The 15559-nt window shown below is 76.1% G+C and carries 10 protein-coding genes and 1 pseudogene; 7 read left to right on the top strand and 4 right to left on the bottom strand.

Annotated elements, in window-relative coordinates:
• Nucleotides 1-434 precede the first annotated feature (434 nt).
• The 3 genes from NX801_RS15885 (at nt 435) to NX801_RS15875 (ending at nt 6559) form a co-directional block, all read left to right on the top strand.
• Nucleotides 435-1709: a serine/threonine-protein kinase gene (locus NX801_RS15885; RefSeq protein ID WP_258788472.1), complete on the top strand. Its 1275-nt coding sequence runs from the start codon at nt 435-437 to the stop codon at nt 1707-1709.
• Between the two features lie 1181 nt (nt 1710-2890).
• Nucleotides 2891-4528 (top strand): succinic semialdehyde dehydrogenase, encoded by a 1638-nt coding sequence (locus NX801_RS15880; protein ID WP_258788369.1) that lies wholly within the window; start codon nt 2891-2893, stop codon nt 4526-4528.
• Between the two features lie 90 nt (nt 4529-4618).
• Nucleotides 4619-6559: a GMC oxidoreductase gene (locus NX801_RS15875; protein WP_258788368.1), complete on the top strand. Its 1941-nt coding sequence runs from the start codon at nt 4619-4621 to the stop codon at nt 6557-6559.
• A gap of 786 nt (nt 6560-7345) precedes the next feature.
• Here the strand turns inward: NX801_RS15875 and NX801_RS15870 are convergent.
• The gene (locus NX801_RS15870) at nt 7346-7720 is read right to left on the bottom strand and encodes a chorismate mutase (protein ID WP_258788367.1); all 375 of its coding nucleotides are present in this window, start codon (nt 7718-7720) and stop codon (nt 7346-7348) included.
• 1064 nt (nt 7721-8784) lie between these two features.
• On the opposite strand from NX801_RS15870, the gene guaA reads away from it, so the two are divergent.
• Nucleotides 8785-10368, top strand: a complete 1584-nt coding sequence (guaA, locus tag NX801_RS15865) for a glutamine-hydrolyzing GMP synthase (RefSeq protein WP_258788366.1) — start codon at nt 8785-8787, stop codon at nt 10366-10368.
• An 81-nt stretch (nt 10369-10449) separates the two neighbouring features.
• On the opposite strand, the gene NX801_RS15860 is transcribed toward guaA, so the two are convergent.
• Nucleotides 10450-10932 carry a cupin domain-containing protein gene (locus tag NX801_RS15860; RefSeq protein ID WP_258788365.1) on the bottom strand — a complete coding sequence of 161 codons (483 nt, stop codon included), beginning with the start codon at nt 10930-10932 and terminating at the stop codon, nt 10450-10452.
• A gap of 99 nt (nt 10933-11031) precedes the next feature.
• Between NX801_RS15860 and NX801_RS15855 the strand changes: the two are divergent.
• Nucleotides 11032-11528 (top strand): annotated as a pseudogene (locus tag NX801_RS15855) (hypothetical protein).
• Here NX801_RS15855 and NX801_RS15850 read toward each other — a convergent pair.
• Complete coding sequence (locus NX801_RS15850) at nt 11429-11698, bottom strand: hypothetical protein (RefSeq protein ID WP_258788364.1); 270 nt, start codon at nt 11696-11698, stop codon at nt 11429-11431. The pseudogene NX801_RS15855 and the gene NX801_RS15850 sit on opposite strands and share 100 nt — an antisense overlap.
• A 138-nt stretch (nt 11699-11836) precedes the next feature.
• Nucleotides 11837-13303, bottom strand: a complete 1467-nt coding sequence (locus NX801_RS15845; RefSeq protein ID WP_258788363.1) for a PspC domain-containing protein — start codon at nt 13301-13303, stop codon at nt 11837-11839.
• A 181-nt stretch (nt 13304-13484) separates the two neighbouring features.
• Between NX801_RS15845 and NX801_RS15840 the strand changes: the two genes are divergently transcribed.
• A complete protein-coding gene (locus NX801_RS15840; RefSeq protein WP_258788362.1) occupies nt 13485-14777 on the top strand; it encodes an ATP-binding protein in 1293 nt (430 codons plus the stop codon).
• Complete coding sequence (locus tag NX801_RS15835) at nt 14774-15553, top strand: LuxR C-terminal-related transcriptional regulator (RefSeq protein ID WP_428986156.1); 780 nt, start codon at nt 14774-14776, stop codon at nt 15551-15553. The genes NX801_RS15840 and NX801_RS15835 overlap by 4 nt, the downstream gene beginning before the upstream one ends.
• The last annotated feature ends 6 nt before the right edge of the window (nt 15554-15559 follow it).

Below are 15559 nucleotides of genomic sequence, written 5' to 3'. Positions count from 1 at the left end.
TCGTCCCGCCCGGGGCCGGGCGGGGCCCCGCACGGCTCCCGTGCGCCGGTCGGACGGCCGTGTGCGCCGTCTTCCGCGCCCCCGGGTCCGCAACGCGCCGGGGACCGGGCGGTTTCGGCCTACTTCCCGCCGGAAGCCCCGCGCGCCTCCGCTCGTTGTGCAGAAAGGGGCTGAAGAAGCGCCGGTCGCGGTATGAACCGGGGGCAGCCGCTCACGCACACATGCCGTCACACGCCGTGACGCCCGGCCGGCCGTGCCGGGCGGACCAGCACCCGGAAGCCGCCCGGCGCCGGGCCGCGCGACCGCGACCGGCCGGGGAGCCACCCCGGCGCGAGCAGAGGGGATGAGCCGTGGCCGGAGGACCGCAGGAACCTGAGGAGCAACGGCGGATCGCCGGCCGCTACCGGCTCGGCCCCCGGCTCGGGCGCGGCGGCATGGGCACCGTCTGGCGGGCGTACGACGAACTGCTCGGCCGCCCGGTCGCCGTCAAGGAACTGCACGTGGACGCCGGGACCAACACCCATCCGACGCTCCGGGAGGCGCGGGCGGTCGCCCGGGTCCACCATCCGCACGTCGTCTGCGTCCATGACGTGGTGGAGGAGGACGGCGTCCCGTACATCGTGATGGAGCTGGTGGAGGGCGGCTCGCTCGCCGCCCTGGTCGCCGCGCACGGTCCGGTGGACACGCGCCGGGCGGCGGCCGTGGGCCTGGCGCTGCTGGGCGCGCTGCGCGCCGCGCACGCCATCGGGGTGCTGCACCGCGACCTCAAGCCGGCCAATGTGCTCCTCGAAGCGGCCACCGGGCGGGTGGTGCTCACCGACTTCGGGGTGGCGCAGCTCGCCGGGGCCACCACCATCACCGAGGCCGGGACGTTCGTCGGCTCGCCCGAGTACACCGCGCCGGAGCGGATGCGGGGCGCTCAGGCCGGGCCCGAGACCGACCTCTGGTCGCTGGGGGTGCTGCTCTGCGCGCTGCTGACCGGGGAGTCGCCGTTCCACCGGGACTCGCTGGGCGGGGTGTTGCACGCCGTGGTGGAGGGCGAGTTCCGGCCGCCGCCCGAGGCCGGGCCGCTGCTGCCGGTCGTCCGGGGGCTGCTGGAGCGGGACCCCGCCCGCCGGATGGGCGCGGTGGAGGCGGAACGGCTGCTCGCCGCCTATCTGGCCACCGGGATCGCCCCGGCCGATCCGTCACCCGCCCGGCCCAAGGGCCGCCGTACGCCGCTGATGGCCGCCGCGCTGCTCGCCGCCGCGCTCGCCGGGGCCGGGGCGGCGGGTGTGGTGCTGCTGATGCGCGGGAGCGGCGACGGGGACGGCGACCGGCGGGTGCCGCCCTCGGTGACCGCCTCCCCGTCGGTGCCCGCCTCGTCCTCCGCGACGGGCTCCCCCGGGGCGGGACCCGACGGGCCCGGGAGGTCCGGGGCCCCGGGCTCGGGGGCGTCGTCGGGTCCGGCGCGGAACCGGCCCTCGCCGACGGCCGGCCCCGGTTCGGGCCGGGCGCCCCGGCCGCCCTCGGAGCCGGGCGGGGGCTCGGCTCCGGACCCGTACCGGCCGCCCGCTCCCGGCGGTGCCCCGCCGGCCGGCGAGCGGCCCGGTGTGCCGCCGCTGCCGGTGGACCCCGGCGCGCCGCTGCCGGCGGTGCCCGGCGTGACGGCCCTGCCGGGGTGGCCCGGAGTCCCGGTGGGCGGCGCCCCCGGCTTCCCGATCGGCTGACCGGGCGGGGGCCGGGGCTCCCGGGGGCGGACCGCCCGGGGACCGTGGCCCTCGGCCCGGGGCGAACCGCGCGGCGCTGGGCCCGCGCGCCGACGGCCGCGCCGACGCGTGTCGGGATGCGCCCGGGACCCGCGCCCGTCCGGAAGCGGCTCGGCCGCAACCCGCGCTCGTCCGGGGCCCGGCGCAGGGCGAACCGCCCCTCGGGGCCTGGGGCCCGGCTCCGGAGGCCGTCCGGGTCCCGGGCCTGGTCGTGAGCCCGGGCTCGTCCGGGGGCTCGCGCCGACGCGTGTCGGGATGCGCCCGGAGCCCGTGCGCTGACGGGCTGCGGCCCCCGGGCGGCCCGGGGCGTACCGCCCGGGACCCGTGGACCGACGGGCCGCCGCTCGTTGGGGGTCCGCCCGGGGTGCCACCGGGGACCCGGGCGCGTCTCCGGAGGCCGTCCGGGGCGCGCCCGTGCCTTGTCCGGGCCCGTCTCCCCAGCCCATCTGGGACCCGTGGACCGACGGGCCGCCGCTCGTCGGGGGTCCGCCCGGGGCGCCGCCGGGGACCCGGGGCGCGTCTCCGGAGGCCGTCCGGGGCCCGTGCCCATCCCGGGCCCGTGCCTCGGGCCCGTACCCGTCCGGAAGCGGGCTCGTCCGGGGCCCGGGCCCGACCGGGAGCCTTCCGGGCGCCAGTCCTGTCGTGAGCCCGGGCTCGTCCGGGGGCTCGCGCCTGCCCAGGGCCCGAGCCCGTCCGGAAGCGGCTCGGCCGCAACCCGCGCTCGTCCGGGGCCCGGCGCAGGGCGAACCGCCCCTCGGGGCCTGGGGCCGACCGGAAGCCTCCTGGCGCCAGTCCTGTCGTGAGCCCGGGCTCGTCCGGAAGCGGGGGCTCGTCCGGGGCTCGCGTCCGCCTGGAATCAGGGCTTGTCCAGGGCCCGCGCCCCGACGGGCGTCGGAACCCGTGCCCCGACGGGCCGCGGCTCGTCCGGAACCCGCGCCCCGATGCGCGCCGGGATACGCGCCGACGCGTGTCGGGATACGCACCGGGGGCGCGCCCCCGAAACGCTTCCGGTGGGCTTTTCACCCTCCTGAGCCGCTGATCAGGGGTTATGTGCCAGTGAACACTGGCGCGATGCGCGAGGCCGGGGAAAAGCTGTTACCGGCGGGTACCGGACGGCTCCCTTTGGGCTTACTCTCGCCGTCATGACGGACTCGCAGCCCACCGCCGCCCCGGCCGGCCCGCCCGGCCCGCCCCCCGGCACCAACCCCGTCGCCGCCTTCCCGGCCGGTGCGCGTACCGCCGCCGACGTGGTGACCCCCGAGGTGGTCGCACGGCTGGTCCGGGGGGTCGTCGGCTCCGGGCGGACCGCCAACCACACGCCGTTCACCGGCGAGGTGCTGGCCGAGCTGCCCGAGTCCACCCCGGAGGACGTGGCCGCCGCCTTCGACCGGGCCCGTGCCGCCCAGCGGATCTGGGCCGCCGTCCCGGTCCGCGAGCGGGCGGCGGTGCTGCTGCGCTTCCACGATCTGCTGCTGGACCGGCAGGCCGAGATCCTGGACCTGATCCAGCTGGAGACCGGCAAGGCCCGGCTGCACGCGCACGAGGAGGTGCAGGCCGTCGCCCTGGCCGCCCGGCACTACGGCCGCCGGGCCGCCGCCTACCTCGGGCCGAAGCGCCACACCGGGGTGATACCGGTGCTCACCAAGGTCACCGAACTCCGCCAGCCCCGTGGGGTGGTGGGACAGATAGCCCCGTGGAACTACCCGCTGGAGCTCTCGGTGGGCGACGCCCTGCCCGCCCTGGCCGCCGGCAACGCGGTGGTGATGAAACCCGACACCGAGACCGCGCTGACCGCGCTCTGGGCCCGCGACCTGCTGGTGGAGGCCGGCCTGCCGGAGGACGTGCTGCCCATGGTGCTGGGCGACGGGCCGGTGGTCGGGCCCGAGGTGGTCCGGGGCGCCGACTACGTCTCCTTCACCGGCTCCACCCGCACCGGCCGGGAGGTCGCCCGGGGCGCCGCCGACCGGCTGATCGGCGTCTCGCTGGAGCTGGGCGGCAAGAACGCCATGCTGGTGCTGCGGGACGCGGACGTGGAGAAGGCCGCCGCCGGAGCCGTACGCGCCTGCTTCTCCTCCGCCGGGCAGCTCTGCATCTCGGTCGAGCGGCTGTACGTCCACGAGTCGGTGGCCGCCGCGTTCCTGGAGCGGTTCGTCGCCCGCACCCGGGGGATGCGGCTCGGCGGCGCCCTGGCGTACGGCGCCGACATGGGCTCGCTCGCGGGCGAACGGCAGCTCGCGACCGTCGTCCGGCATGTCGACGAGGCCGTCGCCAAGGGCGCCACGGTGCTGGCGGGCGGGGTGGCCCGGCCGGACATCGGCCCGCTGTTCTACGAGCCGACCGTCCTGGAGGGGGTGGAGGCGCCCATGGCGGTCTGCGCCGAGGAGACCTTCGGCCCGGTGGTCTCGGTCTACCGCTTCACCGACGAGGACGAGGTCATCGGGCTCGCCAACGCCACCCCGTACGGGCTCAACGCCAGCGTCTGGACCCGGGACGGCCGCCGGGGCCACGCCGTCGCCGCCCGGCTCCGCACCGGCACCGTCAACATCAACGAGGGCTTCGCCCCCGCCTACGGCAGCGTCCAGGCGCCGATGGGCGGCATGAAGGACTCCGGGCTCGGCCGCCGGCACGGCTCCGAGGGCATCCTCAAGTTCACCGAGGCGCAGACGGTCGCCCACCAGCGGCTGCTGGCGCTCGGCCCGTCCCTCGGCATGGACGACGCCAGATACGCGGCCCTGATGACGACGGGTCTGAAGGCCATGAAGGTCCTGCGCCTGCGCTGACCCCGCCGACCGCCCACCGCGCGGGCCTCCGGGCGCCCGCCGGGCGCGCCTCTTCGCCCCCCGACTCGCCTTCCGGTACGAGGAGATGCCATGCCTCAGCTTCCCCCTGCTCAGGATCCGGGCCCCGAGCCGGCCGTCCCCGGCCCGGCCTCCACCGTCCCCCCCACTGTCCCGGCCCCCGCCCGCCGGGACGACCGCCCCCAGGAGTCCGCCCCGCATGAAAGCGACCGCGAGAAGGACCACGACCGCGAGAACGCCCGCGCCCGCGAGTACGACTACGACGTGATCGTCGTCGGTTCCGGGTTCGGTGGCTCGGTCGCGGCGCTGCGGCTGACCGAGAAGGGCTACCGGGTCGGTGTCCTGGAGGCCGGGCGCCGGTTCACCCCGGCCACCCTGCCGCGCAACTCCTGGGACCTCCGCAACTACCTCTGGGCACCCGCCCTCGGGTGCTACGGGCTCCAGCGCGTGCATCTGCTCGGCAAGGTGATGGTGCTCGCGGGCGCCGGGGTGGGCGGCGGCTCCCTCAACTACGCCAACACGCTCTACGTACCGCCCGCCGCGTTCTTCGAGGACCGGCAGTGGGCCGCCATCACCGACTGGCAGCAGGAGTTGGCGCCCTACTACGACCAGGCCAAGCGGATGCTGGGCGTCCGGCTCAATCCCACGACCACCCCCGCCGACCGGCACCTCAAGGCGACCGCCGAGGCGATGGGCGTCGGCGACACCTTCCATCTGGCACCGGTCGGCGTCTTCTTCGGGGACGGCCGGGACGCCGGGGGCACCGGCCGGGTGCGGCCGGGCGAGGAGGTGCCCGACCCCTACTTCGGCGGTGCGGGACCCGCCCGGCGCGCCTGCAACGAGTGCGGCGAGTGCATGACCGGCTGCCGCCACGGCGCCAAGAACAACCTCACCCAGAACTACCTCCACCTGGCCGAACGGGCCGGGGCGGTGGTCCATCCGATGACCACCGTCACCACGGTCACCGAGGATCCGGCGGGCCCCGGGCACCTGGTCACCACCGTGCCCACCCGGCGGCGCAGGCGGGCCGCCCCGCGCACCCTGCGGGCCCGGTACGTCATCGTCGCCGCCGGCACCTACGGCACCCAGACGCTGCTGCACACCATGAAGGACCGGGGGTTGCTGCCCCGCCTCTCCGACCGGCTCGGGGAGCTGACCCGCAGCAACTCCGAGGCCCTGGTGGGCGCCCAGACCAGCGACCGGCGCTACCGGGCGCGCCACGGCGAACCGCGCGCGGACTTCACCCGGGGCGTGGCCATCACCTCGTCCATCCACCCGGACGCGCACACCCACATCGAACCAGTGCGCTACGGCAAGGGCTCCAACGCCATGGGCTTCCTCACCACCCTCCAGGTGCCGTACGGCACCCGGCGGGTGAGGGGCTGGCTCGGCAATGTGGCCCGGCATCCCCTGATCACGCTGCGCTCGCTCTCCAACCGCCGCTGGTCGGAACGGAGCATCATCGGACTGGTCATGCAGTCGGTGGACAACTCCCTGACCACCTACCGCAAGCGCGGCGGTCCGGGGAAGGGGCTGCTCACCGCCCGCCAGGGCCACGGCGCGCCCAACCCCACCCAGATCGAGGCGGGCACCCGGGCGGCGAGCCTGCTGGCCGAGGAGATCAACGGGTTCGCCGGGTCCAACATCGGTGAGCTGATGGGCACTCCGCTCACCGCGCACTTCCTGGGCGGCTGTGTGATCGGGGCGACGGCGGCGGAGGGGGTCATCGACCCGTACCACCGGGTCCACGGCCATCCGGGCGTCTCGGTGGTGGACGGCGCGGCCGTCTCGGCCAACCTCGGCGTCAACCCGTCGCTGACCATCACCGCCCAGGCGGAACGGGCCATGTCCTTCTGGCCCAACAAGGGTGACCCGGACCCCCGTCCGGCGCAGGGCGCCCGGTATGAACGCCTCGCCCCGGTGGAGCCCAAGGCACCGGCCGTCCCGGCCGACGCGTTCGGCGCGCTGCGGCTGCCGTTCCTGGGTATCCCCGCCGTCCCGCCCAGGGACTGAACGGGGTCCGGGAATTCCGGCGGCGCCGCCAAGGGGCCGTACGCCGACAGCAGGAGCGCTGCGCCCCCCTCCGTGCGCAGCGCCCCTCCCGTCCGGGCACGGGTCCCCGGGCCGACGGGACGGTGGGTGAGGCCGTGGGCCGTGACCACCGCCGTGACCGGGGATCCGCATGTTTGACCCGTGACCGGCGGGAGGGGTTGTACGCGGTGAAGTGAAATTTCATGTGGCCTGGAGCACCCCGCCGTGCCGCCGTCCGTCGCCCCGTCGTCCGGTGTGCTCGGACAGTGCGAGGGCCCGCGACGGCGATGCTGTCGCGGGCCCTCGGTCTCCGGCGCCGGGCGTCAGGGCGGCGCCGGTGCCGGGTGCGGCGCCCTGGGGGGAGGGGAGGCGCCGGGATCGGGAGCTCGGAAGGGGGAGGAGGGAGGAAGGGAGCCGGGAAGGGAATCCCGACGGGACCGAGACCGGGTGAGAGCGGAGAGCGGGCGGAGCTGCGGTGCGGAGTGGTGGGGAGCGGTGCGCCGGGGCCGGTCGGGACGGATCGGACCTGGTGCGGTCGGTCCCGGGCGTCCCCGGAACCGACCGCTTCGGGTGACCGGGCTGCTGTCCCCTGCCGTCCGGTCACGCACGCTGGAGCGAGGTCCCACGACATGCCTGCTCGGCACGCCACACGCTCCAGCGGAGCCACGCGTGGTTTTTCTCGGCCCGCCCCTGGCTGACACGGACACCGGGACAACGAAGCCCGGCCGGATCCGGTCACGCGCCGTACGGGTGAGAGCGCGCCCGAACTCAGATGCGGCCCCGGCCCAGCTCCAGCAGGGCCATCGCCAGCGTGGTGCCCGGCTTGCCCAGCGCGTCCCGGTAGTGGCCGAGCACCTCCATCTCGCGCGCCAGGTTCACCCGCCGGCCGCCCGAGGTGATCCGGGCCTCCTGGATGACGGCGGAGACGGCCGTCCGTTCCTGGATCAGTCCGATGATCCGGTCGTCCAGCGTGTCGATCCGCTCACGGGCGCCGGTGATGACCCGGGCCGCGTCCCCGGTCCGGGCGCCGGTCCATTCGGCGGTCCGGTCCGCGGTCCGGTCCGCGGCGGAGCCCACCGGAGCGCCGGAGGTGGTGGTGACATGGGCGGTGGCGGTGGCGGGCTCGGTCTCGAGTGCGGTCATGGCGGGGGCTCCTTCGATGAGGGGGCCCCGGACGTCTCCGGCGAGTCCCCGGGAACGACCAGACGCCCCGGGCCTTGCCGGGCCCGGGGCGTCTGGGGAAGTCGTTCGTCAGGTGCTCAAGCGGAGCAGCCTTCGGACCCACAGCAGCCGGCCGGGCCGGTGCCATAGGTAAACACGAAGGTCGAGAGCTCACGCACGGAGCCAGTATGGCCCATCCGCCGGCCGCCGCCGCACCGGGCCCGGATGGTGAGACACCGCCCGCGCCCGGCGGAGCCCGTACGGCGGAGGGAGCCCGCCCGGCGGAGCCCGTACGACCGAGAGGCGGGGCCTGGAGCCGTACGCCCGGAGCCCGTACGACCGAGAGGGGCCCCGGAGCCGTACGCCCGGTCGGCGACCACCCGCCCCCGGCCCCGGACCGGCGCCCCCGGGCCCGTCCCGTGCCCCGGCATCCCCGACCCCCGGCGCCCCCGGGACGTGGCCCCCGCGCCTCCGGCCCACCGGCCCGGCGCCCCCCGGGCCCGGGGGGCGCCCCGGCACCCGGCCCCCGGCCCCTGGCCCGGCATCCCCAGCCCCCCGGCGCCCCCGGGCCCGGCCCCCAACCCCGGCCCCCCGCCCCCTGGCCCGGCCCCCGCCTCGGCAGCCCCGGCCCGCCTGACCACCGGCCCTGACCCGGCACCCCAGCCCCCCGGCACTCGGCGCTCCGGCCTGCCCCCGGCACCCCAGCCCCCAGCCCCCGACGCTCCGGCCTGCCCCCGGCACCCCGGGCCCCCGCCCCAGCAGCCCCGGCCCACCTGGCCATCGGCCCCCGGCCACCGGCTGCTGGTCCGGCCTCCCGGCTCGGCATCCCCGGCCCCCCGGGTCTCCGCCCCCCCCGGGGCCCCGGCGCCTCGGGACCGCACCTGATCCCCCGGGCGCATCCGGGATCAGCCGCGATCGACCGGATCACCCGGATCATCCGGTGAGGGCGACCGGGCGGCTTCGGAGGGTGACACAAAGAAGGGCCCTCGGTGCGGCCGGTAGAATCGCCCTACAGACCCCCTCATCCCCGCCGGAAGGCCGCCGTAGTGTCATCAGCGAATCCCGCTGCCGCGCCCGACGCCGTGCTCGTCGTCGATTTCGGCGCGCAGTACGCCCAGCTCATCGCCCGCCGCGTCCGTGAGGCCCGGGTCTACAGCGAGATCGTCCCGTCCACCATGCCGGTGGCCGAGATGCTGGCGAAGAACCCGAAGGCGATCATCCTCTCCGGCGGCCCGTCGTCCGTGTACGAGGAGGGCGCCCCGCGGCTCGACCGCGCGCTCTTCGAGGCCGGTGTCCCCGTCTTCGGCATGTGCTACGGCTTCCAGCTGATGGCCACCGCCCTCGGCGGCACGGTCGACAACACCGGCGCCCGGGAGTACGGCCGCACCCCGCTGCACGTCTCCAAGCCGGGTTCCACCCTCTTCGAGGGCACCCCCACCGAGCAGCCGGTCTGGATGTCGCACGGCGACGCCTGCTCGGCCGCGCCCGAGGGCTTCGCCGTCACCGCGTCCACCGACGTCGTCCCGGTCGCCGCCTTCGAGAACGACGAGAAGAAGCTCTACGGCGTGCAGTACCACCCCGAGGTGATGCACTCCACGCACGGCCAGCAGATCCTGGAGCACTTCCTCTACCGGGGCGCCGGCATCGAGCCCGACTGGACCACGGGCAATGTCATCGAGGAGCAGATCGAGGCGATCCGCGCCCAGGTCGGGGACCGCAGGGCGATCTGCGGCCTCTCCGGCGGAGTGGACTCGGCGGTGGCCGCCGCGCTGGTGCAGAAGGCCATCGGCTCCCAGCTGACCTGCGTCTATGTCGACCACGGCCTGATGCGCAAGGGCGAGACCGAGCAGGTCGAGAAGGACTTCGTCGCCGCCACCGGGGTGCAGCTCAAGGTGGTCGACGCGCAGGACCGCTTCCTCGCCGCGCTCGCCGGGGTCTCCGACCCCGAGGAGAAGCGGAAGATCATCGGCCGGGAGTTCATCCGGGTCTTCGAGCAGGCCCAGGCGGAGATCATCGCCGAGGCGCCGAACGACCAGCCGGTGGAGTTCCTGGTGCAGGGCACCCTCTACCCGGACGTGGTGGAGTCCGGTGGCGGCGCCGGCACCGCCAACATCAAGTCCCACCACAATGTGGGCGGCCTCCCCGAGGACCTCGAGTTCCAGCTGATCGAGCCGCTGCGGAAGCTGTTCAAGGACGAGGTCCGGATGGTCGGCCAGGAGCTGGGCCTGCCGGACGAGATCGTCCAGCGCCAGCCGTTCCCCGGCCCGGGCCTCGGCATCCGGATCGTCGGTGAGGTGACCAAGGAGCGGCTGGACCTGCTCCGGGACGCCGACGCCATCGCCCGCGAGGAACTGACCGCCGCCGGACTCGACCGGGACATCTGGCAGTGCCCGGTGGTCCTGCTGGCCGACGTCCGCTCGGTCGGCGTACAGGGCGACGGCCGTACCTACGGTCACCCGATCGTGCTGCGCCCGGTCTCCTCCGAGGACGCCATGACCGCCGACTGGACCCGGATGCCGTACGACGTGCTGGCCCGGATCTCGACCCGGATCACCAATGAGGTGCGGGACGTCAACCGGGTGGTGCTGGACGTGACCTCCAAGCCCCCGGGCACCATCGAGTGGGAGTGACCCCACCTGTCCGTACACGGCCGGAGCCGCCGCCCACCCGAGGTGGGCGGCGGCTCCGGCCGTTTTCTCTCCGTACGCGTGTCAGCTCCCGCTCTCCAGCAGGGTGAAGTCCTCGTAGGCGAAGCCGGGCGCCACCACGCAGGAGACCAGCACCGGTTCGTCGCCCGCCGGCTCGGCGGACTGCCAGTGGGCGGCCGGGACCAGCAGCTGCGGGCGCTCACCGGTCTCCACCGACGGCCCCAGCATCAGCCGGTCCGGCGCCGGGGAGGGCGTCTCCTCCGTGCCGCCCAGCGAGAGCCGGAGCGGCCCGCCCCGGTGCCAGAGCCACAGCTCGTCGGAGCGCACCCGGTGCCAGGCCGAGGACTCGCCGGGGTGCAGCAGGAAGTGGATGGCGGTGGCGTACGCGCGGGGCCCGGGATAGCCGTCGGGCGTCACCGAGGCGTCGGTGCGCCAGGTCTCCCGGTACCAGCCGCCCTCCACATGGGGCTGGAGGCCCAGGAGTTCGACGAGCGGGGAGCGCGCGGGGCGGGCGGAGGGCGCGGAGCCGGCCAGATCATCGGTCATGCCCCGCATTCTGAACCCGGCCGGGCTCCGGCGCGTACCCCTGGGGAACGGTCTCGCGGACCATCGGCGCGGGACCCGGCACGGAGAGGCGGTACGGCGATGAGACACGGTCACCGGGCGGCGGACGGGCCGGCCTCCGCCGGGGCCCGGTACGCCCTGCTGCCGCTGAGGACCTTCCTCGGAGTCACCTTCTCTACGCGTGCCTGGACAAGCTGACCGACGGCCGCTTCCTCGCCGCCTCGGGGGCCGGTTCGGTCGGCGACACCGTGCGGGTGGTCCGGGACGCCTCGGCCGTGCCCTGGCTGGTCGACGTGGCGCTGCGGGACCCGGGGGCGTTCGGCGCGGCCCTCGCCCGGGGCGGGCCGGCGGTGGGCGCCGGGACCCCGCTGGGGCTGGTCGCCCGGGTCGCCGCGCTCGGCGGGGCGCTGATCTCGCTGAGCCTCTGGCTGACCGTGAGCTGGGCGACCCGGCCGTACTACTACGGCAACGACCTGGTCTATCTGGTGGCCTGGCTGCCGCTGGTGCTCGCCGGGGCGCCGTCGTTCTCCGCCGACGCGCTGCTCGGCGCCCGGCGCCGATGGCGCCGCACCAGATAGCCGGCCACTCCGGCGACGGCGGCCAGGAACAGCCCGAGGAACAGCAGCGGCAGCCCGGCGTACCAGGGGGTGTACCAGGCCCCGGCGGCGTCGCCCAGATACGCCACCGCGACCGCGAGGCCGGTGACCCCGGTGATCAGCCGGCCGGGCCGGAACGGATGCGGGGTCACCGGACACCTCCTGCGAGTTCTGTGAGTTCTGCGCGTTCCGCGATGTCGGTGCGGCCTGCGCCTCCCGCGCCTCCCGCGCGTCCTGCCCGCCCGGCGCGGATACGGATGCGGATACTGCGGACGGAACCGACGGGTGGTTCAGCGGGCCGCACGGACGACCTCCACCTGGCCGATCGCGGCGTTGAGCCGCAGCTCCAGGGTGCCCGCCGGGGCGGCGCCCTTCGGGGGCCGGACGGTCCGGCTGGTGTCCCGGTCGGGGGCCACCTCCACGTCGTCCGCCGGGTCCGAGGGCAGTTGTACGTCTCCGAGCCCGACCTGCGCGCGTACGGTCACGGTCACGTCCTCCGGCACGATCACCCGCAGTTGTCCGGCGCCCACCTCGGCCGCCACCCGGACGGTGCTCCCGGGGGCCACCGCCACCGACGACAGGTCCAGGGTGCCGACCCCGGCGCCCAGCGCGTACCGGGGGCGCAGCTCGGAGACGGCGGCCGGCCGCCATTCCGTACGGGTCCAGTCGGTGCCGATCCGGTGCGGCAGGGCCGAGGCGCCGGCCAGCAGCAGCGCGGTGAGCACGGTCATCACGATGGTGCCAGGCCCGGTCCGGCCGGCGAAGGCGCTGACCAGCAGGGCCAGCGCGAAGACGGCCAGCGCCGAGGCCAGCCCGAACTGGAGGCAGACGCCGAGCGGGTGGTCGCCCCAGGGCACGGCCGTGGCGACCGCCCCGGCGACCAGGGCCAGCAGCAGCGCGGCGCCCCCGATCGAGCGCGGGCGCCGGCCGCCGGGCCGGGGGACCGGTCCGCGCCAGGGATCGGCGGCGGAGCCGTACGGTTCGCCGGGCCCCGTGTCCCGGCCCGGCCCCCCGGGCACGGCGTCGGACGGGCCCCAGAGATAGCCGGTGGCCACCAGACCGGTGGTGCCGTCCTTGACGATCGGGTCCCGCCACCAGGACGGCGAGTCCGGCGGGGGCGGCGCGGTCGGCTCCGGCGGCGCCTCGCCCATCGGCCGCGCCGGGCTCCGGGTGCCCGGGGGAGCCGGAGCCCGGGCGGCCGGGGAGTCCGGGGGGCCCGCCGGGGCGTGCGGGACCGGTGGACCGGCCGGGGCCGCGCCGCCACCGGGGACGGCCGGCTCCGGCGGCCGGGTGCCCGCCGGGGCCGGGGCGGCGGCCGGGTCGGCCGTACCGGGGCGCCGCCGCCGCGACCACACGGCGGCCCCGCTCACGGCGAGGACGAGCAGGACCGAGAAGGAGACCGTGCCGCCGTTGTTGGCGAGCATGGAGAGCGCCAGCCCGCAGCCGACCAGCGCCATCAGCACCGCGATCAGCGAGGCGCCGTCCACCCGGCCGGAGAGCAGCCGGCGGCCCTCGGTCTCCTCCTCGCCGTCGGCCGGCAGCAGCAGCCAGGCGAAGCCGTAGAAGATCAGCCCAAAACCGCCGGCCAGGGCCAGCACCCCGGTCACCACCCGGAAGATCACCGGATCCAGGTCGAAGTGGCGCCCCAGACCGCCGCACACCCCGGCCACCACCTTGCGCCGGACGGTGCGGTGCGGCCGCGCCGGGGGCGGGGCCTCCGGCGCGGACGGCGGGGGAGCGGCCTGGGTGCTGGTCATGGCTCCATGGTGACCGCCGCCCGGCCCCGGCGGCACCGGCGCCGACCCTGGCCCTTCCCTGATATCGGCCCGCCCCCGTACGACCGGGGGCCTGTGGCGGCCCGGTTCTCAGGGTCGGTACGGGGTCGGTACCGGGTGGTCCCTGATGTGGGGCCGGTCGCCGCCGTGTGACGATCGGACCATGCCAGTCGCCGCCCGCGTGCCCGAGACCGAGGAGCCGCCCCCGCGCCGGCTCTACCGCAGCGCCGAGGGGCGGCTGCTCGGCGGGGTGGCCCGGGGGCTCGCCGGCCATCTGGGGCTGCCGGTCGTCTGGGTGCGGCTCGCCTTCCTGGTCCTCTTCGCCGCCGACGGCCTGGGGGTGCTGCTCTACGCGGTCTTCTGGATCGTGGTGCCGCTGGGCGTCGGCGGCCGGACCACCGAGCCGCGCTCCCTCTTCGAGGTCACCGCCGACGGCCGGCGCCGGCTCCGCACCCCCGACCTGGGCCAGATGGTGGCGATGGTGGTGCTGGCGGTCGGGGCCGTCGCCTTCGTCAGCACCGTGGACCTCGGCGGCAGCGCCAACCGGTACATCTGGCCCGCGCTGCTCGTCTGCGTCGGGGTGGTCCTGGTCTGGCGCCAGGCGGACAACGCCCGCCGGGCCCGCTGGAACCAGTCCGGCGGCCGGAAGCGGCTCTTCCAGCTCGCCCGGGCCGTCGCCGGGGTGGCGCTGGTCGGCCTCGGGCTCACCGCCTTCCTGGTGGTGCGCGGCTCGGCCGCCCAGCTCGGCACCGCGCTCACCGCCGCCCTCGCGGTGCTGGCCGGGATCGCCCTGCTCGCCGGTCCCTGGCTGGTCCGGATGTCCCAGGACCTCTCCGAGGAGCGGACCATGCGCATCCGCGCCCAGGAGCGGGCCGAGGTCGCCGCGCATGTCCATGACTCGGTGCTGCACACCCTGACCCTGATCCAGCGCAACGCCACCGACGCCGGTGCGGTCCGGAAGCTGGCCCGCGCCCAGGAACGGGAGCTGCGCGAGTGGCTGTACCGGCCGGAGAGCACCGGCCGGAGTGGGGACGGCAAGCAGGGTGACGAGGCCGCGGAGCCCGAGAACCTGGCCGCGGCGGTGAAGCGGACCGCCGCCGAGGTGGAGGACACCCACGGGGTGCCGCTGGAGGTGGTGGTGGTCGGCGACTGCCCGCTCGACGACCGGCTGGGCGCCCAGCTCCAGGCCGCGCGCGAGGCCATGGTGAACGCCGCCAAGTACGGTGGCGGGGGCGGTGCCGTACAGGTCTACGCGGAGGTGGAGGGCCGTACCGTCTTCGTGTCCGTACGGGACCGGGGGCCGGGCTTCGACCCCGACGCCGTACCGGCCGACCGGATGGGCGTACGAGAATCGATCATCGGCCGGATGCGGCGCAACGGCGGCACCGCGCGGCTGCGGCCGGCGCCGGGCGGCGGCACCGAAGTGGAGCTGGAGATGGAGAGGGCGGACGGATGACCGAGGCGACACCGGGCGGCGGGGAGCGGGGCGGACGGTCTCCCGGCGAGGCGGCGGCCGGACAGATGCCCGGCGAGGCATCGGTCGGGCAGGTGCCCGGCGAGGGAGCCGGGGAGCGCCGGGTGCGGGTGGTGCTGGTGGACGACCACCGGATGTTCCGCACCGGGGTGCGGGCCGAGATCGGCCGTACCGAGCTCACCGGCGTCGAGGTGGTGGGCGAGGCGGCCGACGTGGAAGAGGCGGTCACGGTCATCACCGCCACCCGCCCCGAGGTGGTCCTGCTCGATGTGCATCTGCCGGGCGGCGGGGGCGTCGAGGTACTGCGCCGCTGCGCGAGCCTGCTGAGCTCCCCCGAGCGCCCGGTGCGCTTCCTGGCGCTCTCCGTCTCGGACGCCGCCGAGGACGTCATCGGGGTCATCCGGGGCGGGGCGCGCGGCTACGTCACCAAGACGATCACCGGCTCCGACCTGGTGGACTCGGTCTTCCGGGTGCAGGAGGGCGACGCGGTGTTCTCGCCCCGGCTGGCCGGTTTCGTGCTGGACGCCTTCGCCTCCACCGACGCCCCGCCGGTCGACGAGGACCTGGACCGGCTCACCCAGCGGGAGCGCGAGGTGCTCCGGCTGATCGCCCGGGGGTACGCGTACAAGGAGATCGCCAAGCAGCTCTTCATCTCGGTGAAGACGGTCGAGTCGCATGTCTCGGCGGTGCTCCGCAAGCTCCAGCTCTCCAACCGCCATGAGCTGACCCGCTGGGCCACCGCCCGCCGGCTGGTCTGAGCGCCG

Origin of the sequence: Streptomyces pyxinae, from assembly GCF_024756275.1 — a bacterium.
Classification (GTDB): Bacteria; Actinomycetota; Actinomycetes; order Streptomycetales; family Streptomycetaceae; genus Streptomyces; species Streptomyces pyxinae.
This window is presented reverse-complemented; position numbering and strand designations above follow the sequence as displayed.